The sequence below is a fragment of the Myxococcus hansupus genome, from assembly GCF_000280925.3.
Taxonomy (GTDB): Bacteria; Myxococcota; Myxococcia; order Myxococcales; family Myxococcaceae; genus Myxococcus; species Myxococcus hansupus.
The window spans coordinates 999,461-1,024,090 of record NZ_CP012109.1 but is presented as its reverse complement, the minus strand read 5'-3'; the positions used below and the strand labels follow the sequence as shown (position 1 = coordinate 1,024,090).

Sequence of the window (24,630 nt, the reverse complement as noted above, 5' to 3'; positions counted from 1 at the left end):
GGGGGCGACCGTCCCCCAAGCCAGAGGCAATCGACCCGTGCTGCGCACTCTCTTCTTCCTGTTGTCGAAGCTGCCCGACGGCCCCCGCCAGCAGGCGGTCCGCGTGTTGATGGACGGCGTCTGGAATGCCCTGGCCCGGGAGCAGGTCCTCGGACGGGAGAACATCCCGGACCAGCCCTGCCTCTTCATCTGCAACCACCTGTCCAACGCGGACGGCTTCACGCTGGACCGGGCCTTCCGGCCGCGCAAGGTCGTCTTCCTGGCCGGGGTGAAGCTGCAGAGCACGGTGATGACGCGCCTGGCGTCGGAGACGATGGAGACCATCGCCATCCGCCCCAACTCGCCCGACATCGAGGCCATGCGGCGGGCCCTGGAGACGCTCAAGGCCGGCAAGTCCGTGCTCATCTTCCCGGAGGGCGCTCGCAGCCGCACCGGCACGCTCACCCAGGCGAAGAAGGGCCTGTCCTTGATTGCCCGGCGCGCGGGCGTCCCCGTGGTGCCGGTGGCGCTCCAGGGCACCGAGCAACTGATGCCCATCAACGACTCCGACATGGGCGGAGAACGGCTGTTCCAGGCGGACGTCTTCGTCCGCTTCGGCCCCCCCTTCCGCGTGGAGGACCTGGACGCCCAGGTGGCGAGCGCCGAGGACCCCCGGCAGGCGCTGGTGGACGCGATGATGAGCAAGGTCGCCGCGCTGCTGCCGGACAGGTACCGGGGCGTCTACGCCGACGACCCGCCGCCCGCGGCCTCCGCGCCGGACTGGCAGCGGCCTTCCGCACCCGCGCCCTGAATGAGGCATTGCGGCGCGCGCTGGGACGCGGACAATGGCGCTTCCCGTGACGCGCGCGCCCACTGACGAACAGCTCTTTGTCTCCACCCTCCCCGGCCTGGAGCCCGCCCTGGAAGCGGAGGCCTCCGCGCTGGGCTGGCGGCCTCGCCTCGTGGAGGGCGGTGTGGAGCTGGAAGGTCCCCCAGGGCTCCATCAGGACGCCAACCTGCGCCTGCGCTGCGCCAGCCGTGTCCTGCTGCGGCTCGGGAGCTTCCGGGCCGGGGACTCCGACACCCTGGCGGACCGGCTGAAGGCGCTCGACCTGTCTCGGGTCTGGAGCAAGGCCTCGGCTCCCAGGTTGTCGGTGAGCATGCATCGCTCGCCGGTGCCGGGCCCGGACGTCGTGTTCGACGCGGCGGCCTATGCCTGGGACCTGCCGTCAGTGGAGGAAGCGGGGCCGCTCGATGATGACGGTGGCGGTCCCGGCCTGACGTTGCTGGTGCGCGTGGACCGTGACGTGTTCACCGTGAGCGCCGACACCACGGGCGAGGCGCTGCATCGCCGGGGTTATCGGCAGGAGGTCAGCCGCGCGCCGCTCCGCGAGACGCTGGCGGCGGGCATCCTCCGGCTCGCGGGGTACACCGGCCAGGAGCCGCTCGTGGACCCGATGTGTGGCTCGGGCACCTTCCTGGTGGAGGGCGCCTGGATGTCCATGCGCCGGGCGCCGGGGGTGCTGCGTGCCTTCGCGTTCGAGAGCTTCCCTTCCTTCTCCGCCGAGGACTGGGCTCGCCGCAAGGCGCGCGTGGAGGCGGAGGCGCTGGCGTCTCCGAGCGCGGCGATTCATGGCTACGACCTCAACGCGGGTTCGCTGGGCACGGCGCGGCGCAACGCCCGACGCGCGGGGGTGACGCTCGCGCTGGAGCGACAGGACCTGCGGACGCTGAAGGCGCCCGTGGGCGGGCCCGGGTTGGTGGTGGCGAATCCGCCCTACGGCAAGCGCGTGGGCGAAGCCGAGGACCTCCCGGAGCTGTACCGGGCACTGGGGCATACGCTGCGCACGGGCTTCGCCGGGTGGCGTGGGGCGGTCATCCTCCCCGATGACGCGGGGCTGGTGAAGGCGTTGGGCCTGACGGGCGCGCGGAGCCTGCCGGTGCGCAATGGCGGGCTTCGGTGCCGGCTGCTGCTCGCGGACCTCGGCTCGCGCTGACCTCCGGCGGTGAGCCGCTGAGCGTCCCAACACGGTGGTGCGGGGCACTGCCTCGCGCCGGCTCAGCGCACGGAGCCTGCCGGTGCAAGCGGACGCCTGCGTGCCCCGTGGCGGATTTCGGCTCGCGCTGACGTTCCGTGAGGACGGCCCCTCGACCCGACGGCGTGGCGCCTCCGAGTTCCACGCGCGACAGACTCCCGGTGGGCCCCTCCACCCCTGCCGTGGTAACGCAGCGCCGTGGAAACGTGGTTCACGCCCTTCGAGCCGCAGCCCCTCACCGAGCACCTGCCCGGGAGCTTCCCCCATCCCTTCGACGAGGGTGCGCCCCATGCGCTCGCGAGGCGGGCCGCGGAGCTGCTCCAGGCCGCGCTGCGGGCGGGGGACATCGCGCCTGGATTGCCAGCGTCGTGCCTCGACTCGGCCGAGGGCGGGAAGATGTTCGGCGTCCTTGTCGCCCAGGCGCCCGACGGACGCGTGGGTTTCCTGCGCGCCTTCTCCGGGATGCTCGCCGGACGTTGGGACGTCTCTGGATTCGTGCCGCCCCTCTTCCAACGGGACGCTCGCGAGCAACTGGAACCGGCGGGCGAAGCCCAGGTGAAAGGACTGTGGGCGCGCGAGGAAGCGTTCCGGTCCTCGGAGGAGCTTGTGTCCACGCGGGTCGCGCACGATGCGCTGACCGCGAACCACGCAGCGGCCCGTGCTCGGATGCGCGCAGACCATGAGGCCCGCCGCAAGCAACGCCATGCGCGGCGCGCGGAGCTCACCGCGTCAGCGGCGTTGGACGCGGAGTCGCGGCGCACGGCACTGCACGCGCTCGACCAGGAGAGCCGCGGCGACAAGGCCGAGCTGCGCAGACTGGAAGCGGCTCACGATGAAGCGCTGCGCTTGCTCACGCCTCAGCGGACACGGCTGGAGCGCCGGCTGCGCGCCATGGAGCGACTGCGGCTCTTCGTCTGCCGAGCCCTGATGAAGCGCCTGCACGACACCTACGTGGTGCCCAATGCCCGGGGCGAGCGCCAGCCCCTCAGGCGTCTGTACCCTGGCGGCGAACCGCCCTCGGGCGCGGCCGACTGCGCGGGGCCCAAGCTGCTGGCGCATGCACTCGACCAAGGACTCCGTCCGCTGGCGCTCGCTGAGTTCTGGTGGGGCGCGCCACCTCCCGCCGGAGGCCGAGCCAGCGGCGCGTACTACCCCGCGTGCAAGGACAAGTGCGGCCCCCTGCTGCCATTCATGTTGGAGGGCCTCCCCGTCTCCGCCCCCCGGCCCTTCACCCCTCGCGCGATGGCCTCGCGGGAACTGGACATCCTCTTCGAGGACGAGTGGTTCGTGGTGGTGGACAAGCCCGAAGGCCTGCTCTCCGTGCCCGCGAAGGACACCTCCGTGGAGGACTCCGTGCAGGCCCGGTTGCGAACGCGGTATCCCGATGCGCCCGAAGTCCTGCTCGCGCACCGGCTGGACCTGGACACCTCGGGACTGCTCGTCGCCGCCAAGGACCTGCGCACGTATGCGGCGCTTCAGCGATTGTTCGCGCAGCGGCAGGTCCACAAGCGCTATGTGGCCTGGGTCGACGGAGAGGTCGCCGGTGAGCGCGGCACCATCGACTTCCCCATGCGCGTGGACCTCGACGACCGGCCCCGCCAGATTCACGACCCGGTCCATGGAAAGCCCGCGGTGACGGAGTGGCGCGTGCTCGAACGGCGCGACGGCCGGACGAAGGTGGCCCTCTTCCCGCTCACCGGGAGGACGCATCAACTGCGTGTGCACGCGGCGCATCCGCTGGGGCTCGGTGCGCCCATCGTCGGAGACCGCCTCTACGGCCATCCGGGCACGAGGCTGCATCTGCACGCGGAGGCACTCGCGTTCAGACATCCCGTCACGGGCCAGCCCATCGCCTTGGAACGGCCCGCGCCCTTCTGAGTTCGTGCGGACGGACGCCTGCGTGTGAGCAGGCCCCGCGCCGACGCCGCCGGGGGCGGCGTTGGACCTCGCTGTTCGGAAATGTCGGGGGTTTCGAGCGCCAGCGCCTGCCGCAAATGTCCCGACATTTCCGAACAGCGAGCCCTCGACCCGCCTCCGCCACCCTCTTACCGGGGGCGTGACGCCATGACCTGAAGAAGAGGACGCGCAGGTGGCGGGGCGTCACGCCGCTCCAACAGCCTGGCCGCAAGTGCGTCCCGACCGCCCATGAATCGAGGCACCCGCCCGGAGCGAGTACCCCACGGCGGCGTGAACGCCAGTGCCCGTCAGAAGCCGCAGCAGGAGATGTACGCATCCTGGCAACTGCCGCGGCAGGCCACGTCACCATTGCAGGCGGCGAGACATGCCACGCGGTCCGGTCCACAGAACGAAGGACACGCGGCCAGGGGCCCGGGAGCCTCGCGAGCCATCACCCCCGTGGCGACACACACGGGTTCGTCCACATGGACCTCATCCGGCGCCGCGCGCTGCGAGGCCAGGGTGACACCGGAAACAGCCAACAACAGCAACGCGACGGACACGCCCTTCTTGTTGCGCATGGGAGCCTCTTCCAGGGTTGGCACAGCGGATACGCACGCCTCGCCAGACAACGCGAGGCGCGCATCACGATGCCAAGTGCCCGAGTGGCTGCCAATTCAGGCGCGAAGGACCGACCACGACACGGTGCGTCTCACGTCTCGGAAGAGGACGACGGCGCCACCCGCTCGGCCCCCTCCACCGGGGGATGCTCGGACACGTCCACCCCAGGCTCGGAGGAGGCCACCACCGGCACCTCCGGCTCCGTCGAAGCAGCCAGCGCCCCTACCGACGCCGCGGGCTTCACGCCCAGCTCCCGCGTCAGCTTGGGATTCACCCCGGTCTCCGCGAGCAGCCGCTCCAGTTGCACGCGGGCGCGCCGGTTCTCCCGGTGCACCCTGCGCCCCAGAATCAGCTCGTTCTTCAGCGAGTGCTCCCAGCCCGTCAGCTCGGTCACCGTCACCTGGTAGCCGAAGGCCTCCAGCGTCAGCGCGCGGATGACGTTCGACAGGTGCGAGCCGAACTCGCGCCGGTGCCACGCGTGCGCGTACAGGAGCGACAGGGTGCCGCTGCCCGTCACGACAGGACGCTTCTCCTTGAGCTGCGCGGCGACCTCCGCCTGGCAACACGGCACCACCGCCACGTGGTCCGCGCCGTGGCGGATGGCGGCGACGAGCGCGTCATCCGTGGCGGTGTCGCACGCGTGCAGCGCCATCAGCAGGTGGATGCGCTCCGGATACTTCGCCGTGTCGATGTGCGCCGTCTGGAACTGCATCCGCGTGAAGCCCAACCGCTGGGCGCGCCCCTGGGCCCGCTCCGTCAGGTCCGGACGGCCCTCGATGGACAACAGCGCCCCGGTGTCCGCGCCCTTGAGGAACAGCTCGTAGAGCACGAAGCCCAGGTAGGCGTTGCCGCTGCCCGCGTCCACCATCACCGCGTTCGGGTGGCGTGCCTGGACGTCCTCCACGGCCGGGCGCAGCAAGCCCATCAGGTGGTTCACCTGCTTGAGCTTGCGCAGCGCATCCGCGTTGAGATGCCCCTCGCGCGTGAGCAGGTGCAGCTCGCGCAGCAGCGCGGGGGACTGGTCCGGCAGCAGCTCCCGCCGGACCTGCGAGGCCTTGACGTTGCGCCTCAGACGGACACCACCTCGAGGACCTCGGGAATCATTTCCCGCAGGCGCCCCTCGATGCCCATCTTCAGCGTCGCCGTGGACGACGGACACCCCGCGCACGAGCCCTTCATGTGCAGGTAGACGATGCCGTCCTCGAAGCGGTCCAGGGTGATGTCGCCACCGTCCATGGCCACCGCCGGGCGGATTTCGCTGTCCAGGATGTCCTGGATGCGGCCCTCAATCGAGCCACCCGCGCCCTGCCCCGCCGCCTCGCGGGCCGCGGCCAGCGCGGCCTCGTCCACCACCGGCTCGTCGGACGTCAGGTGGGTGTCGAGCGTGGACATCACCTCGTCATTGAGTTCGTCCCACTCGCCCTCGTCGCCCTTGGTCACCGTCACGAAGTTGGTGCCAATCATGACCGCCGTGACGCCGCGCACGTCCATCAGCTTGCGCGCCAGCGGAGACTTCGCCTTGGCCTCTTCGAGGTTCGTGAAGTTCACGGCCCCGCCCGCCAACAACCGCCGGTCCACCACGTACTTCAGCGTGCTGGGGTTCGGGGTCCACTCGAGCTGGATGTTCACCGACATGCAAATCTCCTTGGGAGGACTCCTCTAAGGCGCTCGCGGCCCCATAGCAACACGGCTCGCAGGCTGGCAATCACCTGACCTGCTGGATGCGGCCGCCAGGAATCGTTGCGAAATGAGGGCAAAACCAGGACTCCCTGTGCACTTTGCGTAGACTGGGAGCATGTACACCCCTCGGGGCAACCCGCAGCCCACCTTTCGACCGCCCATGCCCGCACCGCCCGTCGTGCCCCGAGTGCCCGCGAGCGTGATGGAGGGACTCTTCGTCCGGGGCCTCCAGGCCGAGGGGCGGCTGGCGCAGCAGTTGGAAGCGCTGGGCTATGACAGCCGCCGGCCGGAGCTGGACTACCCCATCACGCTCTGGCAGCGCGCCGTGGCGCTGGCCCGCCACGAGCGGTTCCCGGAGCTCTGCGACGAGGACGCCTACAGGCAGCTTGGCCGCCGGGCGGTGGACGGCTTCGCCCAGACGCTGGTGGGCCGCGTGGCCGCGGTGGCCCTGCCCATGATTGGCCCGGCGAGCGCCCTGGAGCGGCTGCCGCGCTACCTGGCGATGATGGGCCGCACGGACGTGGACGTCTCCATCGCCGCCGAGGGCGAGCGGGGCCGCCGGATTTCGCTGTCGGACCGCTACAACCGGCCGGACCTGATGGCCGGGGGGCTGGAGGGCCTGTTGGTGATGGCCAACGCCCAGCCCCGAATCACCGTGGAGGAGCGGAGCGCGGGCGGCTACCGTCTGGCCGTGCGCTGGTAACCCGCTGGCGCCCTCCCGGGAGCACCGCGTGTCCTATCCACCCAGACTGGCCCACCTCGCCACCCGCGCCGTGGTGGTCGCGAAGCTCGCCCCCACCTACGCGCAGGCCCATCACATCGACGAGGAAGAAGCGGCGCAGCGGCTGTCCAGCGCGCTCGCCGGCCGGATGCTGCCCTCGCTGTTGGAGTCCACCTGGACGGCCATGCGCGGCACCGCGAAGCGGCTCACCGACGACGGGCTGGTGGAGAAGGTGGCCACCACCCTGGGGGAGCGGCCCATGCGGCCGGGGCGGATGGCCCAGGTGGGTCCGGCGCTCAGCGCCTTCTTCATCCTGGTGGACCTGGAGGTGGGCACCGCGGGTGACGCCGCGCGGCGGGTGATGGAATCGGACGAGGGCCGCCGACGCGGGGCCGAGGGACTGGCGGAAGCCGGACGCTTCCTCGCCGCGGAGCTGACTCGCGGGAAGTAGTCCCGGTCCGCCGTGGCAGGAGCGGGCACGCATCGTTATAGGCTCGCCCTGGCCCAGGCACCGACGATGTCCACCCCGCTCCCCACGACGCTGCGCATCCTGCGCTCCCTCACCGAAATCCCCCGCGCCGCGTGGGATGCGCTGGTGGACGCCCAGGCGGTGCCCTTCCTGGAGTGGACGTTCCTCCACGCGCTGGAGGAGAGCGGCTGTGCGGTGCCGGAGCGGGGCTGGCATCCCCGCCACCTGACGCTCTGGCGCGGCGCGCGCCTGGTGGCCGCCGCGCCCGCGTACCTCAAGGACGACAGCGACGGCGAGTTCGTCTTCGACAGCCCCTGGGCCACCGCCGCCGAGCGCGCGGGCCTGCGCTACTACCCGAAGCTCGTCCTCGCCGTGCCCTTCACGCCCGCCACCGGCCGCCGCGTGCTGGTGGCCCCGGGCGAGGACCGCCCCGCGCGCGAGGCGGAGCTGTACGCCGCCGCCCACGAGTACGCCCGCGCCGAGCGCCTGTCCGGCATCCACGTCCTCTTCCCCACCGAGGACGAGCTGCCCGTCCTGGAGGCCCAGGGCTTCGCGGTGCGGCTCGGCGTCCAGTACCACTGGCGCAACCGCGGCTACCGCACGCTGGACGACTTCCTGGCCCGCTTCCACGCGCGGCGCCGGCACCAGCTCCGCCGGGAGATGCGCGCGTTGGGCGAGCGCGGCTTCGAGGTGCGCACGCTGCGCGGCGACGCCCTGGCGGACGTGGACGCGGACACCGTCTACCGCCTGTACGCCACCACGGTGGACAAGTATCCGTGGGGCCAGCGCTTCCTCACCCCGGACTTCTTCGCCCGCCTGCTCGCCCGCTTCCGGCACCGCTGCGAGTGGGTGGAGGCGCGCCGGGAAGGCCGCCTGGTGGCCGGTGCGTTCAACTTCACCGGTGCCAATGTCCTGTATGGCCGTTATTGGGGGGGCTTCGAGGAGCACCCCTTCCTGCACTTCAACGTCTGCCTGTACCACCCCGTGGCGGAGGGCATCGCCCAGGGGCTGGCGCGCTTCGAGCCGGGCGCGGGGGGCGAGCACAAGCTCACCCGGGGTTTCGAGCCGCACCTCACGTACAGTGCCCACCTGCTCCTGCACCCGGGCATGGACAAGGCGGTGCGCGGCTTCCTGGCCCACGAGCGGGCAGCCGTCGAAGGGAGCCTGCCCCAGTGGCGGGCCGAAACAGGTTTCAAGGAGGGGGACTGAACGTCCCTCGGCTGTTCAGCAAGGGAGTCCGAACGACTTATGGCGCAGAAGCATGAGCACGATACCTCCGTCATCACGGAGACCGTCCCCAAGCAGAAGCTCAAGAAACCGCCGCTCTACAAGGTGCTCCTGCACAACGACAACTACACGACCCGGGAGTTCGTCGTGGCCGTGCTGAGGGAGGTCTTCCACAAGTCGGAGACGGATGCCGTGCAGATCATGCTGCACGTTCATTACAACGGTGTCGGGGTGGCCGGCGTTTATACATACGACGTCGCCGAAACGAAGATTGAGACGGTGGAGGCCGCGGCGAAGGAGAACGACATGCCGCTGCGGCTCTCCATGGAACCCGAGGAAGGTTGAAACGTGGCAGGACCGCTGATTGCCAAAGAGCTGCAGGCCAGCTTCCGCACCGCCCTGGATGAGGCGCGGAAGATGCGCCACGAATACCTGACGCTGGAACACCTGCTCCTGGCCCTCACCAAGGACGCTCGCACGCGCGAGGTCCTCAAGGGGTGCGGAGCCAACGTGAAGCAACTCCAGGAGCGCCTGGAGTCCTTCCTGGAAGAGACAGTTGAACGGCTGCCCGACGGCGTGGACGCCGAGCCCCAGCAGACCATCGGCGTGGAGCGCGTGCTCCACCGCGCCGCCATGCACGCGCTGTCCGCCGAGCAGAAGCTCATCGACGGCGGGGACGTGCTGGTGGCCCTGTTCCGCGAGGACGAGAGCCACGCGCTCTACCTGCTCCAACAGGAGGGCGTCACCCGGTTGGATTTGCTCAACTACATCTCCCACGGCGTCACCAAGGACGGCGAGGAGGGTGAGGGTGAGGACGGCACGGGTGGCCACGCCGCCCCCGCGGGCGATGACGAGGAGGGCGAAGCGCCGAAGAAGAGCCCGCTCGAGGCCTACACCGTGCAGCTCAACATCGAGGCCCAGGAAGGTCGAATCGACCCGCTCATCGGCCGCGAGAAGGAGCTGGAGCGCACCATCCAGGTGCTCTGCCGCCGCCGGAAGAACAACCCGCTCTACGTGGGCGAGGCGGGCGTGGGCAAGACGGCCATCGCCGAAGGGCTGGCGCTGCACATCCACGAGGGCCGCGTCCCCGAGGTGCTGAAGGACGCCGTCGTCTACTCGCTGGACATGGGCGCGCTGCTGGCGGGCACCAAGTTCCGCGGCCAGTTCGAGGAGCGGCTCAAGGGCGTGCTCAAGGCCCTGAAGGAGCAGCCGAACGCCATCCTCTTCATCGACGAAATCCACACCATCGTCGGCGCTGGCGCCACCAGCGGCGGCTCCATGGATGCGTCCAACCTGCTCAAGCCCGCGCTGGCCAGCGGCCGGCTGCGGTGCATCGGCTCCACGACGTATCAGGAGTACAAGTCCGCCTTCGAGCGGGACCGGGCCCTGTCGCGGCGCTTCCAGAAGATTGAAGTGGGCGAGCCCTCCATCGAGGACACCGTCCTCATCCTGGAGGGCCTGAAGAGCCGCTACGAGGAGCACCACGGGGTGAAGTACCAGCCCGAGGCCATCCGCGCGGCGGCGGAGCTGTCCGCCAAGCACATCAACGACCGCTTCCTGCCGGACAAGGCCATCGACGTCATCGACGAGACGGGCTCGGCGGAGCGGCTCAAGCCGGAGGGCCAGCGCTCCAACACCGTCACCGGCGCGGACGTGGAGGCCGTCGTCGCGAAGATGGCGCGCATCCCCGCCAAGAGCGTGTCCGCCAGCGAGGGCGTGCAGCTCCAGAACCTGGAGAAGGACCTCCAGGGCGTCATCTTCGGGCAGGACCCGGCCATCAAGGACCTGGTCAGCGCCATCATGCTGGCGCGCTCCGGCCTGCGCGCGCCGGAGAAGCCCATTGGCTCGTTCCTCTTCTCCGGCCCCACGGGCGTGGGCAAGACGGAGCTGGCCAAGCAGCTCGCGCAGTCGTTGGGCGTGGAGTTCCTGCGCTACGACATGAGCGAGTACTCGGAGAAGCACACCGTGAGCCGGCTCATCGGCGCGCCTCCGGGCTACGTCGGCTTCGACCAGGGCGGTCTGCTCACGGACGCCGTGCGCAAGCACCCCTATGCCGTCGTGGTGCTGGATGAAATCGAGAAGGCCCACCCGGACCTCTTCAACATCCTGCTCCAGGTGATGGACCACGCGACGCTGACGGACAACAACGGCCGCAAGGCCGACTTCCGCAACATCGTCCTCATCCTCACCACCAACGCCGGCGCCCAGGAGATGAGCACCAAGGCCATGGGCTTCGGTGACCTCACGAAGCCCGCGGACGCCACCCGCGCGAAGAAGGCGATTGAGCGCACCTTCACGCCGGAGTTCCGCAACCGCCTGGACGGGTGGATTCTCTTCTCCGGCCTGCCGCCCGAGGTCATCCTCAAGGTGGTGGACAAGGAAGTGCGCCTGCTCCAGAAGATGCTGGAAGAGAAGAAGGTGAAGCTGGCGCTGACGCCCGCCGCCCGCGCGTGGCTGGCCGAGCACGGCTACGACCCGGCCTTCGGCGCGCGGCCCATGGCCCGGCTGGTGGACAACTCGCTGAAGAAGCCGCTGGCCCAGGCGCTCCTCTTTGGCGACCTGAAGAATGGCGGCACCGCCCACTACGACGTGGAAGGTGAGAGCCTCAAGTTGAGTACGGAGCCCGCCACCGCCGAGGTGGCGTAGGCCCCCTGCCCGCGCTGGCCGCGGACATGACAAGGCCCCGGTCCCCTCAAGTGGGAGCCGGGGCCTTCGTCTTTCCAGCGAGCCGCGGGGTTACTCGACGCGGTAGCTCTTCACCGCGCTGGAGAGCTGCTCGGAGATGATTTGCAGCGTGGTGGCGGCCTCGCCGGTGGAGCCGATGCGGGCCACCGTCTCGTCCATCATCTTGGACAAGTCATTCACGGCCAGGGTGATTTGATTGATGCCCACGTTCTGCTGGCTCACCGCGGCGGCAATCTGGCGGACGGCGGCGGCGTTGTCCTGGACGATGGAGGACAGCTCCCGCAGGTTCTGCCCGCTGGTGCGCACCTGGGCCAGGCCCGACTCCATGCGCTCGGCGCCGCGCTCCGTGATTCGCACCGCGGCCGACACCTGGCTGGCGATGTCGTCCAGCAGCTCGCGCACGCGCGTGGTGGCTTCGATGGACTGGTCCGCCAGGGCGCGGATTTCGCGCGCCACCACGCCAAAGCCCTTGCCGTGCTCGCCGGAGCGGACGGACTCGATGGCGGCGTTGAGCGCCAGCATGTTGGACTGGTCCGCCAGGTCCTTCACCGTCTGGGTGATGCCGCCAATCTGCTGCGTGCGCTCGCCCAGCTCGACGATTTTCTGCGCAATCTCCCCCACCTGGACGCGGATGTCGTTGAGCCCCGCCATGGTGAGCTCGATGGACTCCTCACCCGACTTGGCCAGCGTGTCGGCGCGCTCGGCCACCGACAGGACGCTCTCCGCCTTCTGCGCGGCCAGCATGGAGGTCTGCTTGATTTCCTGCGCCGTGACTTGCGTCTCCTGCAGCGCCGCGGCCTGCCGGGAGATGGTCTGCGCCTGCTCGGTGGAGGACGTGTTGAGGTGCTCGGTGGACTGGGTGAGCGCCACCGCCGCCTGCTGGAGATTGACGGTCACCTCCCGCAGCCGGCTCACCATCTGCGAGAAGGAGCTGGCCAGCCGGCCCACCTCGTCCCCGCTCTTCACCTGGATGGGCCGCGTCAAGTCACCGGACTCCACGATGTGGCCGGCCACCTCCGTCAAACTCTTGAGCGGGCCCACGATGCTGCGGCCGAACAGCGCGGACACCGCCACGCCCACCGCCACCAGCAACACCGCGAAGCCCACCATGCGCACGCGCAGGCCGGACACCAGGGTGTCGATGTGGTCCCTCGACACGCCCACGTGCACCGCGCCCAGGCGGCCGCCGGCCACCGGCGCCACCACGTCCAGGGCGCGCAGGTGCTGGCCGCCCGCCTCCACGTCCAGCACGGAGCCCGCGCCCGACGTGGTGACGGCCTCCTTCAGCGCCTCCGGGAAGCCGTCCGTGAAGGTGTGGGCCACCACGTTGCCGGCCGAGTCCTGGATGAAGGCATAGGCCAGGTCCGAGTGGCCGGTGCTGGAGTCCAGCATGGGCTGCAGCGCGCTGGCGCCCGCCACCACGCCCTGCTCGGCGGCCACCGCGAGCCCCCGGGCCACGTGCCGGCCGGCCCCCAGGTAGCTGTCCACCAGGTCGCTCTCCAGACGCCGCGTGGCGACCCCGGTGAGCAGGGCGGCCGCCGTCGCGCTGATGAGCGCCGTGACGAGGACGAACTTGGGTGCCAGCCCCAGCGACTGGCGGAACTGCTGCGACAACTGGGTGGCGAAGGATTGCTGCGGGAGGCTCACGAAATCACCGCCGGGGAAGCGACGTCAGGACGGCCCCCGCGCGGAGGCGGGCCGTTGAAGCACGGACAAGGGCTCACCGGGGGGGACCTCCGCCCTCGGTGCGTCCGCCCCGGAAGGGCGCGAACGTACAACTCTGGAGGATGAGCTCCGCCACCGAGGCCAGGGGCACTCCCTGGTCGGTGGCCTTCAATTCGATGGCGGCGCGAGGCATGCCGAAGACGACGGAGGACGCCTCGTCCTGGGAGAAGGTGACGCCGCCCGCCTTGCGGACGGCCAGGAGGCCCCGCGCGCCGTCCTCCCCCATGCCGGTGAGCACCACGCCGCCGCTGCGCCGCCCGAAGGCGGAGGCCAGCGACAACAGCATCAGGTCTCCGCTGGGGCACGGACCGCCCCGGCTGAGCTGCAGCCGCGCCAGCCCCGCCGCGTCCACCAGCAGGTCATGCCCGTCCAGCGGGAAGTACACGTGACCGGGCTCCAGCCGCTCCCCGTCCTTGGCGATGGCCACCGGCAGCGGCGTCACCTGGGACAGCCAGCGCACCATGCCCTGCGTGAAGCCCACGGTGATGTGCTGGGCGATGAGCAGCGGCACGGGCAACGAGCGGGGCAGCTTGGACAGCACCTCCGCCAGCGCGGGCGGGCCACCCGTCGAGGCCACCACGCCGAAGATGTCCACCCGGGCGCCCGAGGGCAGCGGCGGCGCCACGGCGGCGCGCGCGCGGCGGGAGATGACGGGCACCTCCGCCATCAGGCACACCGAGTGCGCCAAATCCCGGCCCCAGCGACGCAGCTCCTCCGCGTTCGTCACGTTGGGCTTGCCGATGAGCTCCAGCGCGCCGGCGCTCATGGCCTGGAAGCCCAGGTCCACGCCGCGCTGCTCGGCCACCGCGCTCACCACCAGGATGCGCGCGGGGGACTGCGACATGATGGCGGCGATGGCCCCCGGTCCATCCAGGCCCGGCAGCAGCAGGTCCATGGTGATGACGTCGGGACGCAGCAGGCGCGCCAACTGCACCGCGCGGTTGCCGTCCCCCGCCCGGCCCACGACCTCGATGCGCGGCTCCTCCGTGAGGAGGGCCGTCAGCATGTTCGCCATGGTGGGCGAGTCGTCCACCACGAGGACCCGGATGGGGGGCCGCTTGACGCTCACGCGCGACTCCCCCGGCGGCTCATGACGTCGAGCACCTCGGCCAGGAGACGGCCCGCGGCGCACTCACGCTTGCTCAGATACCCGTCCGCCCCCGCCTTCAGGCCCCGCTCGCGCGCCACCGCGCTGTCGTGCGCGGAGACGAGGATGACAGGCAGCGACGCCGTCTCCGACCGCTCCCGCAGCTTCGCGATGAGCTGGATGCCGTCCATCTCCTCCATGTCCAGGTCGCAGATGACGACGTCGTAGGTGTCCGTGGCCAGCCGGTCCAGGGCCCGCGCCCCGCTGGCCGCCAGGTGCACCGTGAAACCGCCCGCCTCCAGCATGGCCCGGTGCAGCGCCCGCGCGGTGAGCGAGTCGTCCACCACCAGCGCCCGGCGCTGCGCCGTCACCTGCACCTGCACCGTCTCCGTCACCAGCCAGTCCGGACGGCAGATGAGCAAGAGCTCGCCCCGGCTGAGCGTGGCCGCGCCCTGCCAGGCGGGCACGTCGCGCACCTCGGACGGCAGCGGGCGGATGACCAAATCACGGTCCCCCACCACCGCGTCCACCACCAGCGCCACGCGCTTGCCACCGCTCTGCACGATGAGCAGCGGCTGCCCCTCCGCCGGAGGCGCCAGGGCCCGCAGGCCGAGCCGCGCGCCCAGGTCCACCACCGACACGAGCTGCCCCTGGTACTCCAGGTGGGCCCGGCGCTTGCCCAGGCGCAGCGACTCCGCGCGCGCGAGCTGCGTGGCCTCCACGGCCAGCATCGGCAGGCCCACGAGCTGCTCCAGCACGCGCACCACCAGCACCGGCGAGCTGCCCAGGTCCGTGGGCAGCGTCAGCATGAAGCGCGTGCCCTGCCCCGGCGTGCTGGCCACCTCGATGCGGCCCTGCAGCCCCTCCACCGACGCGCGCACCGCGTCCAGGCCCACGCCGCGGCCGGAGGTGTCCGTCACGTCCGTGCGGGTGCTGAAGCCCGGCCGGAAGATGAGGTCGCGGAGCTGGTTGTCGTTGAACCGCGCCGTCTCCTCGGCGGTGACGACGCCGCGCTGCTCGGCCAGCCGGCGCACCGTCTCCACGTCGATGCCGGCGCCGTCATCCGACGCCTCCAGGTAGAGCAGGTTGCCCTGCTGCTCCACGCGCAGCGTGAGCGCGCCCTCGTGGTGCTTGCCCGCGCGCTCGCGGTCCGCCGGCAGCTCCAGGCCGTGGTCCACCGCGTTGCGCAGCAGGTGCACCAGCGCGCCCTGCAGCTTCTCCAGCAGACGCCGGTCCAACGACACCTCGGCGCCCACCACCGACAGCCGCGCCTCTTTGCCCAACTGGCGCGACAAGTCCCGCACCATGCGCTGCAGCGGGTCCAGGATGGTGCGCACCGGGCGCGTGGTGATGGCCTTGAGGCCTTCCTCCAGCGCGTCCACGATGTCGCTCGTCTCCTCGCCGTCGGTGCGCAGCGAGCGCGCGGTGCCCGACAGCGCCGTGCGCGCCTCGGCCGTCTCCGCGAGCAGCCCCTGCTTCGCGAGCAACTGGGCGGCCCGCTCCAGCTCGCGGCCCCGCTCCTCCACCCGCAGGCGCACCTCGCGCAGGCGCTCCACCTCGCGCATCAGCGCCGTCACCTGCCACGCGGACACGCGCCAGCCCGCGTCCGCGGACTCGGGCAGCGCGTCCGGGACGGCGACGGGCTCGGGCGAGACAGACGCCGGAGCCGCCACGGGCGCCGGAGCCCATCGCGGCGGCCGCCTCGGGCGGCGGGGCTTCCGCCACGAGCTGCGCCAGGGCGGCGGCCGGGTCGGGCAGCGCGTCGCCACGGCCGTCCGCGTGCGCCTGCGCGCGCAGCAGGAAGAGGTCCAGGCCGTGGAGCAGCACGTCCACCACGGGCCGGGGCATCTTCTGCGGATTCGCCTTCAGCGGGGCGAGCGCGTCCTCCAGCTTGTGGGCGATGTCGCTCAGGTCCTGCATGCCGAGCGACGCGGCGCTGCCCTTCAGCGTGTGCAGGTGGCGGCCCAGCCGGATGTAGAGCTTGGTGAGGGCGTCCGTCTCCAGGCCCTCGCGCTCCAGCTCCAGCAGGTCCATGGTGACCTTCTGGACCACCTCCTGGGCTTCGATGGCGAAGCCCGCGACGAGCCCCTGCAGCATCGGATCAACGGGCATGACGGGCTCCCGCGCCGCGCGTCACGGAGAACAGGCGCTTCAGGTCGATGAGGTGGATGAGCTGCCGGTCCTGCGTGAAGACTTCCATCACCGCGCCCTCGGCGCGCACGCGCGCCGCCTCCACCGCGCTCATGGGCAGCGTGGTGGGCCGGGGAATGGCCTCGCAGTCCAGCGCGCACAGCTCGCCGTCCCCGCGGTCCACCACCAGCAGCACCGCCGGGTCCTGCCGCCAGCCATGGCCGCCCAGGAGCGACGCCAGGCTGAGCGCGGCCAGGACCTGGCCCTGGAAGCGCAGCACCCCGACGACGTGCGGCGCGGACAGCGGCACCGGCGACACCATCTTCAGGGGCAGCGCCGCCCGCAGCGACTCCAGGGAGAGCGCGTAACGCTCCTCACCGAGCGGGAACTCGGCGATCCAATGGACCGCCTCCTCGACGGTGTTCTCGCCCTGCTCTCGCAGGCGGGCCGCGCGCCGCTCCAACAGCTCGCGCGCCTCCGCCTCCTGGCTCTCTTCCAACGTCCGCGGGGTGACCTTCATTCGAGCGCCCCCTGGTTGAGGTAGGCGTCAGCGGACGCCTGGTAGAAACGCGCGGGCAGGGCCTCGGGCCCGTCCACGAGTTGGTCGGGCGGCAGCCGCTCGGCGCGCGTTCGGAGCGCCCGCATCAGCGGCACGGCCCCCTCACGCGCCCCGGAGCGCTCCCGCAGCAGGGCCAGCTCCAACAGCCCCGGAAGGTAGTCCGGCGCCTGTCGCACCAGCGCCTCCAGCACGGAGGAGGCCCCCACCTCGTCGCCTTCCTCGATGCGCTCCAGCGCATTCAGGTGCAGCCGGGTGGGCGGCGGAGGCGGCGCCACGGCCACCTCGCGCGCGGGCGCGGCCACCGGCGGCGGCGGCCGGCGCACCGGCGTCACCGAGGGACGGGACGCGGCGGCGGCGCGAGACGCGGCAGCGGCGCGCGCGTTCAGCTCCTCCGGCGTGAGCAGCCGGAACGCCTGCAGCTCCGGGGGGCCCTCGCGGACCATGCCCGCGGGGACGCGGTCCACCTCGACGGCGCCCAGGAAGAGCCAGCCGCCGGGGTTGAGCGTGCGCGACAGAAGGGAGATGACCGCGTCACGCGCGGCGGGAGTGAAGTACGTGAGCACGTTTCGGCAGAGGATGAAGTCGAAGCGGCCGAAGCGCTCGGGCAGCGGCGCCAGCAGGTTCGCCTGGGCGAAGGTGGTGATGCGGCGGACGACGGGGAGGATGGTGACCTCGCGCTCGCCCGTCTCCGTGTAGAGCGGGAACAGGCGCGGCGCCGACTCGCGGCGGGACCAGGTGCCGTAGGTGGCGCGGCGCGCGGCCTCCAGGCTGGCCTCGTGGATGTCGGTGCCCAGCACCTCCACCGGAAAGCCGTGGGGCACGGACGCTTGAAGACACGCGGCCAACGAGTACGTCTCCTCGCCGGAGGCGCACCCCGCGCTCCAGCCGCGCAGGGCCAGGCTGCCGCGCTGGAGCACCGCGGGCACGGCCTCATGGGAGAGGAAACGGAAGTGCTCGGGGTGACGGAAGAAGTACGTCTCCCCCACCAGGATGGCCTTCACCAGCACGGTGGCCAGCGAGGAGCTGGGGTACAGCAGCTCTCCCAGCAGGTCCGCCGGGGTGCGTCCGCGCGCCAGCTCCGAGCGCATGACGCGGTCCACCGCCTCCGCGGCGATGGCGTCCTCACGAAAGCCGGTGATGCCGGCCACCACCTCCCGCGCGCGGGTGAGGAGGCGCGGGTCGAGCTCGCCGCTCATGCGCTCCGCCTGGCCTCCGCGGCCTCCAGCATCGACGGCAGCTCTCGCAGCAGCCCCCGCGAGATGAAGACCCGCGGGTCCAGGATGGGCAGCGAGCGCCCCGCCTGCCGCAGCATGCCGATGAGCCCCTCGCGCAGCGGACCATGGTCGGCCCCGCCCAGACGCTCGCGCCGGTCGATGTCCTCCGACGCGTACTCCTCCGGGTCCTTCACCGTGTCCACCGCCAACGCCAGCGCCACGCCCTCCGACTCGATGACGACGAGCATGCGCTCCACGCGGGACAGCTTGTGCTCCACGCCCAGCCGGCACGCCACGTCCAGCACGCACAGCGACGAGCCCCGGACCTCCACGTACTCGCGCAGGTAGGAGGGCCCGGTGGGCAGCGGCCGGGTCGCCGGCTGCAGCAGCACCTCCCGCACCGCGTCCAGGGGGATGGCGAACTCCAGGTCCCCCACCGTCAGGCGCAGGGCCAGCAGCGAGCCGGTGCGCGCGCGCTGCCGCGCGCTGGCCATGGCCTCGCCCACCGCCTGGAGCAGCTCGTCCGCGCGGAAGGGCTTGGCCAGGAACGTCTCCGCCCCCAGCCCCAGGCAGGCCTCGGCGCGCGACTTCTCCGAGGAGATGATGATGACGGGGATGCCCGCGGTGGCGGGGTCCGCCTTCATCCGCTGGAGGACCTCGTCCCCATCCATCTCCGGCATGGACAGGTCCAACAGCACCGCCGCCGGTTGCAGGCGCCCCACCTTCTCCAGGGCCTCGCGGCCGTTGCTGGCGGTGTGGATGGTGTAGTGGCCGGAGAGGATGGCCCGCTCCAGCGCGAGAATCGCGTCGCTGTCGTCGACGAGCAGCAGGGACGGCAGGCTCACGGCGGTCAGGCCTTGGTGAGGAACTGACGGACGGTCTCCGTCAGCTCGTGGTGGGACACAGGCTTCTGGATGAAGGCGTTCGCGCCGGCCTCGGTGCCGCGCTGCCGCAGGTCCACGTTCTTCTCCGCCGTCAGCAGGAGAATGGGGACCGACCGCACCTGCGGCATCGCGCTGGCGCGGACCTCCTTCACGAAGGTGATGCCGTCCATCCCCGGCATGTTGATGTCCGCGATGACCAGGCTCACCGGCACCAGCCGGAGAATCTGAAGCCCCCGCGCCGCATCGTCGGCCTCGACGGTCGAGACCTTCAGGTTCATCAAGTAGATTTTGACGATGTTGCGAACCGTCGGGCTGTCGTCCACCAGCAAGACGTTGGTGCTGTGGGTGCTCACTGTGCGGCGGCTCCTGCGCAGGCCCGCGACGTGCGGAACGTCCTGCGAAACGTTCACGACTCTACCGTGAGGGCTCTCACGTGAGAACTGGGGGAGGGCCGGCCCGGCGTCCAGCCGGGCAGCCAGGTGTCGGATGACCTGATGCGTTATCCCCTGGGTCCGAATGCCCCCGGGGGACACGGGGCGCGCCTACTCGGCGGCGGGCTTCGAAGCGGGCTGCGCGGGGGCCTCGTCGGCCTCGGGCGCCACCGGCGGCGCGCCAATGGCGTGGTAGCCACCATCCACGTGGATCATTTCGCCCGTGGTGGAGGGCAGCCAGTCCGACAACATGGCGCAGGCCGTGCGGGCCACCAGGTCATGGCTGTTCTTGGCGCTCCAGCCCAGCGGCGCCTGGGTCCCCCAGCCCTGCTCCAGCGCCTTGAAGCCCGGGATTCCCTTGGCGGCGATGGTGGCCAGCGGCCCGGCGGCCAGCGCGTTGACGCGGATGCCCTGGGGCCCCAGGTCGCGCGCCAGGTAGCGCACCGTGGACTCCAGCGCCGCCTTGCACACCCCCATCCAGTCGTAGATGGGCCAGGCGACGCGGTTGTCGAAGTCCAGCGTGACGATGGAGCCCCCCTGCGTCATCAGCGGGAGGCACGCCACCGCCAGCTCCTTCAGGGAAAACGTGGAGATGCGGAACGCCGTCTGTACACTTTCCCACGGCGTGTTGAGAAAGTTGCCTCCCAAAGCATCTTCCGGCGCGTAGGCGATGGAGTGCAGCACGCCGTCCAGCCGGTCCCAGCGCTGACGCAGCGACGCGGTGAGCGCGGTGAAGTGCTCCGGGTTGGTGACGTCCAGCTCCAGCACCTCGAGCCCCGGCTTGAGGCGCTTGGCGCTCCGCTCGGTGAGCGACTTCGCCCGGCCAAAGCCGGTGAGGAGGATTTCCGCGCCTTGCGCCAGCGCGTGCTCGGCGATGCCGTAGGCCAGGGACTGGGGGGTGAGCACCCCGGTGATGAGCAGCTTCTTGCCTTGGAGCAGCATGGAGACGGCCTCTTGCGGGAAGGGGAAAAGGACGAAACGCGCTCTCTAGCATTCCTTCCGGAAGGAACGGTTGAAGTTGCGCTCACGCCGCGCATGAATCCACCTGCTCCCCTGCAGGTGGTGTGGCTTATCGCCCGCCGGGCAACCGCGACAAAAAGGTGCTGCGAAAACCCCCCAACGGGGCGCCCTTCCAGTAAAAGACGACACCGCCATGGCGAATTTCCAGGACACGTTCCTTTCCGGCGCCAACATCGACTTCATCGAGGGCCTCTACGCCCGATATCTGGAGGACCCCGCCAGCGTGGATACAAGCTGGCGCGAGGTCTTCGACCGCAGCAACGGCGCCGGCCGACCCATCTTCAGCACCAAGCTGCTGGAGCCGGCACCGGCTCCCGCCGCGAACAAGGCCAACGGAAAGGCGGCCAAGGCGCAGCAGGCCCCCGCCGCGCCCGCGCCGGTCGCGACGCCCGCCGCCGCGCCCACGCAGGACATCGCGGCGCTGCAGGCCCGCGTGGACCACGTCATCTTCGCCTTCCGCCTGCGCGGCCACCTGCGCGCGAAGCTGGATCCGCTCGGCCGCGCGCGCCCCGCGCTGGAGCACGTGGCGGACGTCGCGCTGGTGGACGACAGCCACTTCACCGACGCCGAGTCCCAGCAGCTCGTGGAGACCAACGGCGTGTTCGGCGACCAGCGCGTGCGCCTGGGCGACCTGCTGACGCGCCTGCGCCGCACGTACACGGACACCATCGGCATCGAGTACATGCACATGCTCGACAGCCAGCGCCGCCGCTGGCTGATGCACCGGATGGAGTCGGTGGAGAACCGCACGGACTTCTCCCCCGACGAGTGCCGGCACATCCTCACCAAGCTGTCCTACGCGGAGGGATTCGAGCACTTCCTCCACACCAAGTACGTGGGCGCCAAGCGCTTCAGCCTGGACGGCGGCGAGTCGCTCATCCCCATGCTGGACGCGCTGGGTGAAGTGGCCACCGGCATGGGCCTGAAGGAGATCGTCATCGGCATGGCCCACCGCGGCCGCCTCAACGTGCTGACGAACATCCTGGGCAAGCAGCCGGACCAGATCTTCAGCGAGTTCGACGGTCCCCGGAACCCGCAGGCCTACCTGGGCCGCGGCGACGTGAAGTACCACATGGGCTTCTCGTCGGACCACGTCACGCGCCAGGGCAAGAAGCTGCACCTGTCGCTGGCCTTCAACCCCAGCCACCTGGAAGCGGTGGACCCGGTGGTGGAGGGCCGCGTGCGCGCCAAGCAGGACCGCGGCGGCGACACGGAGCGCACCGGCGTGATGCCGCTGCTCATCCACGGCGACGCGGCCTTCATCGGTCAGGGCGTGGTGCCGGAGACGCTCAACCTGTCCGGCCTCAAGGGCTACACCACGGGCGGCACGGTCCACGTCGTCATCAACAACCAGGTCGGCTTCACCACCGACCCGCACGACTCGCGCTCGTCCCTCTACTCCACCGCCATCGCGCAGATGCTGGACATCCCCATCTTCCATGTGAATGGAGATGACCCGGAGGCCTGCGTCCACGTGGCGAAGCTGGTGGCCGAGTACCGCCAGACGTTCAAGACGGACGTCGTCATCGACCTGGTCTGCTACCGCCGCTACGGCCACAACGAGGGTGACGAGCCCGCGTTCACCCAGCCGGCGATGTACGAAATCATCCGCAAGCACCCGACGGTGCGCACGCGCTACGCGGCGAAGCTGGCGGAGCAGGGCAAGATTCCGGCCGAGGAGTCCGAGGCCATCAAGCAGAAGTGCCAGCAGGACTTCGACGCGGCGCTCACCCGCGCGCGCCAGGAGAGCCAGTTCAAGGAGCCCAGCGCGCTGGAGGGCCTGTGGAAGCCCTACCAGGGCGGCTCGTTGAAGAGCGCGCCGGACGTGTCCACCGCGGTGGACAAGCAGGTGCTCTGCGATGCGCTGCGCACGCTGTCCACGCTGCCGGAGGGCTTCAACGTCCACCGCGACGTGGAGCGCACCGTCATCAAGAAGCGCCTGGGCATGCTGGACAGCGGCGAGCTGCAGTGGAGCGAGGGCGAGTCGCTGGCCTACGCCACGCTGCTCTCCGAGGGCTACAACATCCGCATCACCGGCCAGGACAGCGAGCGCGGCACGTTCAGCCACCGCCACGCGGTGGTGCACGACGTGAAGACGGGCGAGAAGTTCGTCCCCCTGCGCCAGTTCGTCAGCGGCAAGGGCAAGAACGGCTTCCACATCTACAACAGCCCGCTGTCGGAGATGGGCGTGCTCGGCTTCGAGTACGGCTACAGCCTGGACGTGCCGGACGGCCTCACCGCCTGGGAAGCGCAGTTCGGCGACTTCGGCAACGGCGCGCAGATCATCATCGACCAGTTCATCGCCGCCGGTGAGAGCAAGTGGCGCCGCCTGAGCGGCCTCACCCTGCTGCTGCCCCACGGCTATGAAGGCCAGGGCCCGGAGCACTCCAGCGCGCGCCTGGAGCGCTTCCTGGACCTGTGCGCCGAGGACAACATCCAGGTCTGCTACCCGACGACGCCGGCGCAGATCTTCCACCTGCTGCGCCGCCAGGTGCTGCGCCCGGTGCGCAAGCCGCTGGTCATCATGTCGCCCAAGAGCCTGCTGCGCCGGCCGGAGGCCACCAGCAAGGTGGACGAGCTGGCCACGGGCACCTTCCAGGAAGTCATCCTGGACCGGGTGGACCCGGCGAACGTGACGCGGCTGCTCTTGTGCAGCGGCAAGGTGTACTACGACCTGGTGAAGGCGCGGGACGAGCGCAAGGACGACAGCATCGCCATCGTCCGGCTGGAGCAGCTCTACCCGTTCCCCGCCGACGCGCTGACGGGGCTCATCGCGAAGATGCCGAAGCTCGGTGAGCTGCTCTGGGTGCAGGAGGAGCCGCGCAACGCGGGCGCGTGGCACTTCATGTTCCCCCGTCTCCATGACCTGGCGTCCACGCAGTCGCAGCAGCAGGTGAAGATCGGCTACATCGGTCGGGCCGAAGCCGCCAGCCCCGCCACGGGCTTCCCCAAGACCCACGAGTACGAGCAGCAGCTCATCATCGAGGAAGCCATCCTCCGAGGGACCAAGAATGGCCGTTGAAATCAAAGTGCCGCCCCTGGGCGAATCCATCACCGAAGCCATCATCGGCAAGTGGAACAAGAAGTCGGGTGACGCCGTCACCGCCGATGAGCCGCTCGTCGTCCTGGAGACCGACAAGGTCACCATCGACGTGCCGGCCCCGTCCGCGGGCTCGCTGGCCAGCATCGCCTTCAAGGAGGGCGACAAGGTCCGCGTGGGCGACGTGCTCGGGCTCATCGAGGCCGGCGCGGGGGCTTCCGCCTCCAAGCCCGCCGCGGCGCCGGCTCCGGCCGCGCCCGCTCCCGCCGCCGAGGCGCCCGCGGCGTCCGGGTCCGACGCCCGCTCCACGCCCACCGCGCGCAAGGTGGCCGAGGAGAACCGGGTGGACATCTCCCAGGTGAAGGGCAGCGGCTCCGGTGGCCGCGTGCACAAGGACGACGTGCTGGGTCAGCTCAAGGGCCCGTCCACGCCCGCCCAGGCCCCCGCCGCCCCGGCGCAGCCCGCCGGCCCCCGCCCGAACGCCGCCCGCGAGGAGCGCGTGCGGATGACGCCGCTGCGCAAGCGCGTGGCCGAGCGCCTCATCCAGGCCCAGTCCACCGCCGCCATGCTCACCACCTTCAACGAGGTGGACATGGGCGAGGTGATGGCCCTGCGCAAGAAGTACAACGACAAGTTCCAGCAGAAGCACGGCGTGAAGCTCGGCTTCATGAGCTTCTTCATCCGCGCCTCCGTCGAGGCCCTCAAGGCCTTCCCGCAAATCAACGCGGAGATTGACGGAGAGGACGTCATCTTCAAGCACTACTACGACATCGGCGTGGCCGTCAGCGGCAGCCGCGGTCTGGTGGTGCCGGTGGTGCGCAACGCGGACAAGCAGGGCCTGGCGGAGCTGGAGAAGACCGTCGGAGAGCTGGGCACCAAGGCGCGCAACGACAAGCTGGCCCTGTCCGACCTGCAGGGTGGCACCTTCACCATCACCAACGGCGGCATCTTCGGCTCCATGCTGTCCACGCCCATCCTGAACCCGCCGCAGACGGGCATCCTGGGCATGCACAACATCGTCGAGCGCCCCGTGGCCCGCGACGGCCAGGTCGTCATCCGGCCCATCATGTTCGTCGCGCTCACCTACGACCACCGCCTGGTGGACGGCCGCGAGGCCGTGCAGTTCCTGGTGCGCGTGAAGGAGTGCATCGAGGACCCGGAGCGGCTGCTCCTCGACGTCTGACTTCAGGCCCGGCATCCGGGCAAGACTTGCATTCCGGGCGGCC

At 70.7% G+C, this 24,630-nt stretch carries 20 protein-coding genes and 1 pseudogene; 10 read left to right on the top strand and 11 right to left on the bottom strand.

All coding sequences use genetic code 11. The features are described 5' to 3' along the window. Window positions 1-37: 37 nt before the first annotated feature. The 3 genes from A176_RS04290 to A176_RS04280 all read left to right on the top strand — a co-directional run bounded on the left by A176_RS04290 (window position 38) and on the right by A176_RS04280 (window position 3,893). On the top strand, window positions 38-790 hold the full coding sequence (locus A176_RS04290; protein ID WP_002635847.1) for a lysophospholipid acyltransferase family protein: 753 nt from the start codon (window positions 38-40) through the stop codon (window positions 788-790). Window positions 791-824: 34 nt separating this feature from the next. After that, window positions 825-1,976: a THUMP domain-containing class I SAM-dependent RNA methyltransferase gene (locus A176_RS04285; protein ID WP_002635848.1), complete on the top strand. Its 1,152-nt coding sequence runs from the start codon at window positions 825-827 to the stop codon at window positions 1,974-1,976. Between the two features lie 237 nt (window positions 1,977-2,213). After that, on the top strand, window positions 2,214-3,893 hold the full coding sequence (locus tag A176_RS04280; RefSeq protein ID WP_002635849.1) for an RluA family pseudouridine synthase: 1,680 nt from the start codon (window positions 2,214-2,216) through the stop codon (window positions 3,891-3,893). A gap of 326 nt (window positions 3,894-4,219) precedes the next feature. Here the strand turns inward: A176_RS04280 and A176_RS04275 are convergent, their stop codons facing one another. The 3 genes from A176_RS04275 to A176_RS04265 form a co-directional block, all read right to left on the bottom strand. Beyond that, entirely contained in the window at window positions 4,220-4,492 is a 273-nt protein-coding gene (locus A176_RS04275) for a hypothetical protein (protein ID WP_002635850.1), read from the bottom strand. Between the two features lie 131 nt (window positions 4,493-4,623). After that, complete coding sequence (locus A176_RS04270; protein WP_002635851.1) at window positions 4,624-5,457, bottom strand: class I SAM-dependent methyltransferase; 834 nt, start codon at window positions 5,455-5,457, stop codon at window positions 4,624-4,626. 143 nt (window positions 5,458-5,600) lie between these two features. After that, on the bottom strand, window positions 5,601-6,167 hold the full coding sequence (locus A176_RS04265) for a NifU family protein (RefSeq protein WP_002635852.1): 567 nt from the start codon (window positions 6,165-6,167) through the stop codon (window positions 5,601-5,603). Window positions 6,168-6,372: 205 nt separating this feature from the next. Between A176_RS04265 and A176_RS04260 the strand changes: the two genes are divergently transcribed. From A176_RS04260 to clpA, 5 genes are all read left to right on the top strand, one after another. Then, window positions 6,373-6,915 carry a DUF2378 family protein gene (locus A176_RS04260; RefSeq protein ID WP_044889796.1) on the top strand — a complete coding sequence of 181 codons (543 nt, stop codon included), beginning with the start codon at window positions 6,373-6,375 and terminating at the stop codon, window positions 6,913-6,915. A gap of 28 nt (window positions 6,916-6,943) precedes the next feature. Next, window positions 6,944-7,384 (top strand): hypothetical protein, encoded by a 441-nt coding sequence (locus A176_RS04255; protein ID WP_002635854.1) that lies wholly within the window; start codon window positions 6,944-6,946, stop codon window positions 7,382-7,384. 66 nt (window positions 7,385-7,450) lie between these two features. Beyond that, window positions 7,451-8,611: a GNAT family N-acetyltransferase gene (locus A176_RS04250; RefSeq protein WP_002635855.1), complete on the top strand. Its 1,161-nt coding sequence runs from the start codon at window positions 7,451-7,453 to the stop codon at window positions 8,609-8,611. Window positions 8,612-8,650: 39 nt separating this feature from the next. Further along, complete coding sequence (locus tag A176_RS04245) at window positions 8,651-8,974, top strand: ATP-dependent Clp protease adaptor ClpS (RefSeq protein ID WP_002635856.1); 324 nt, start codon at window positions 8,651-8,653, stop codon at window positions 8,972-8,974. Window positions 8,975-8,977: 3 nt separating this feature from the next. Beyond that, complete coding sequence (gene clpA / locus A176_RS04240) at window positions 8,978-11,275, top strand: ATP-dependent Clp protease ATP-binding subunit ClpA (RefSeq protein ID WP_002635857.1); 2,298 nt, start codon at window positions 8,978-8,980, stop codon at window positions 11,273-11,275. A gap of 90 nt (window positions 11,276-11,365) precedes the next feature. On the opposite strand, the gene A176_RS04235 is transcribed toward clpA, so the two are convergent. The 8 genes and pseudogenes from A176_RS04235 to fabI form a co-directional block, all read right to left on the bottom strand. After that, the gene (locus A176_RS04235; protein WP_002635858.1) at window positions 11,366-12,961 is read right to left on the bottom strand and encodes a methyl-accepting chemotaxis protein; all 1,596 of its coding nucleotides are present in this window, start codon (window positions 12,959-12,961) and stop codon (window positions 11,366-11,368) included. Window positions 12,962-13,034: 73 nt separating this feature from the next. Further along, entirely contained in the window at window positions 13,035-14,108 is a 1,074-nt protein-coding gene (locus A176_RS04230) for a chemotaxis protein CheB (RefSeq protein WP_002635859.1), read from the bottom strand. After that, window positions 14,105-16,238: pseudogene (locus A176_RS04225) on the bottom strand (hybrid sensor histidine kinase/response regulator). The gene A176_RS04230 and the pseudogene A176_RS04225 overlap by 4 nt, the downstream one beginning before the upstream one ends. Beyond that, window positions 16,228-16,776: a chemotaxis protein CheW gene (locus A176_RS04220; protein WP_002635861.1), complete on the bottom strand. Its 549-nt coding sequence runs from the start codon at window positions 16,774-16,776 to the stop codon at window positions 16,228-16,230. Before A176_RS04220 ends, A176_RS04225 begins: the two are co-directional and overlap by 11 nt. Next, window positions 16,773-18,011: a CheR family methyltransferase gene (locus tag A176_RS04215; RefSeq protein ID WP_002635862.1), complete on the bottom strand. Its 1,239-nt coding sequence runs from the start codon at window positions 18,009-18,011 to the stop codon at window positions 16,773-16,775. The genes A176_RS04220 and A176_RS04215 overlap by 4 nt, the downstream gene beginning before the upstream one ends. Next, window positions 18,008-18,874, bottom strand: coding sequence for a response regulator (locus tag A176_RS04210; protein WP_002635863.1), 867 nt, complete (start codon window positions 18,872-18,874; stop codon window positions 18,008-18,010). Before A176_RS04210 ends, A176_RS04215 begins: the two co-directional genes overlap by 4 nt. A gap of 5 nt (window positions 18,875-18,879) precedes the next feature. Continuing rightward, entirely contained in the window at window positions 18,880-19,266 is a 387-nt protein-coding gene (locus A176_RS04205; RefSeq protein ID WP_002635864.1) for a response regulator, read from the bottom strand. 189 nt (window positions 19,267-19,455) lie between these two features. Further along, a complete protein-coding gene (gene fabI, locus A176_RS04200) occupies window positions 19,456-20,286 on the bottom strand; it encodes an enoyl-ACP reductase FabI (RefSeq protein WP_002635865.1) in 831 nt (276 codons plus the stop codon). Between the two features lie 211 nt (window positions 20,287-20,497). On the opposite strand from fabI, the gene A176_RS04195 reads away from it, so the two are divergent. Together A176_RS04195 and odhB are read left to right on the top strand one after the other, a co-directional pair. Then, window positions 20,498-23,386, top strand: a complete 2,889-nt coding sequence (locus A176_RS04195) for a 2-oxoglutarate dehydrogenase E1 component (RefSeq protein WP_002635866.1) — start codon at window positions 20,498-20,500, stop codon at window positions 23,384-23,386. Then, on the top strand, window positions 23,376-24,587 hold the full coding sequence (odhB, locus tag A176_RS04190; RefSeq protein WP_002635867.1) for a 2-oxoglutarate dehydrogenase complex dihydrolipoyllysine-residue succinyltransferase: 1,212 nt from the start codon (window positions 23,376-23,378) through the stop codon (window positions 24,585-24,587). The genes A176_RS04195 and odhB overlap by 11 nt, the downstream gene beginning before the upstream one ends. Window positions 24,588-24,630: the final 43 nt, after the last annotated feature.

Coding starts and splice junctions, on each gene's coding strand:
- A176_RS04275 (WP_002635850.1), bottom strand. CDS start 4,492: ATGCGCAACAAGAAGGGCGTGTCCGTCGCGTTGCTGTTGTTGGCTGTT.
- A176_RS04270 (WP_002635851.1), bottom strand. CDS start 5,457: ATGGGCTTGCTGCGCCCGGCCGTGGAGGACGTCCAGGCACGCCACCCG.
- A176_RS04195 (WP_002635866.1), top strand. CDS start 20,498: ATGGCGAATTTCCAGGACACGTTCCTTTCCGGCGCCAACATCGACTTC.
- A176_RS04265 (WP_002635852.1), bottom strand. CDS start 6,167: ATGTCGGTGAACATCCAGCTCGAGTGGACCCCGAACCCCAGCACGCTG.
- fabI (WP_002635865.1), bottom strand. CDS start 20,286: ATGCTGCTCCAAGGCAAGAAGCTGCTCATCACCGGGGTGCTCACCCCC.
- A176_RS04245 (WP_002635856.1), top strand. CDS start 8,651: ATGGCGCAGAAGCATGAGCACGATACCTCCGTCATCACGGAGACCGTC.
- A176_RS04260 (WP_044889796.1), top strand. CDS start 6,373: ATGCCCGCACCGCCCGTCGTGCCCCGAGTGCCCGCGAGCGTGATGGAG.
- odhB (WP_002635867.1), top strand. CDS start 23,376: ATGGCCGTTGAAATCAAAGTGCCGCCCCTGGGCGAATCCATCACCGAA.
- A176_RS04250 (WP_002635855.1), top strand. CDS start 7,451: ATGTCCACCCCGCTCCCCACGACGCTGCGCATCCTGCGCTCCCTCACC.
- A176_RS04220 (WP_002635861.1), bottom strand. CDS start 16,776: ATGAAGGTCACCCCGCGGACGTTGGAAGAGAGCCAGGAGGCGGAGGCG.
- A176_RS04215 (WP_002635862.1), bottom strand. CDS start 18,011: ATGAGCGGCGAGCTCGACCCGCGCCTCCTCACCCGCGCGCGGGAGGTG.
- A176_RS04285 (WP_002635848.1), top strand. CDS start 825: ATGGCGCTTCCCGTGACGCGCGCGCCCACTGACGAACAGCTCTTTGTC.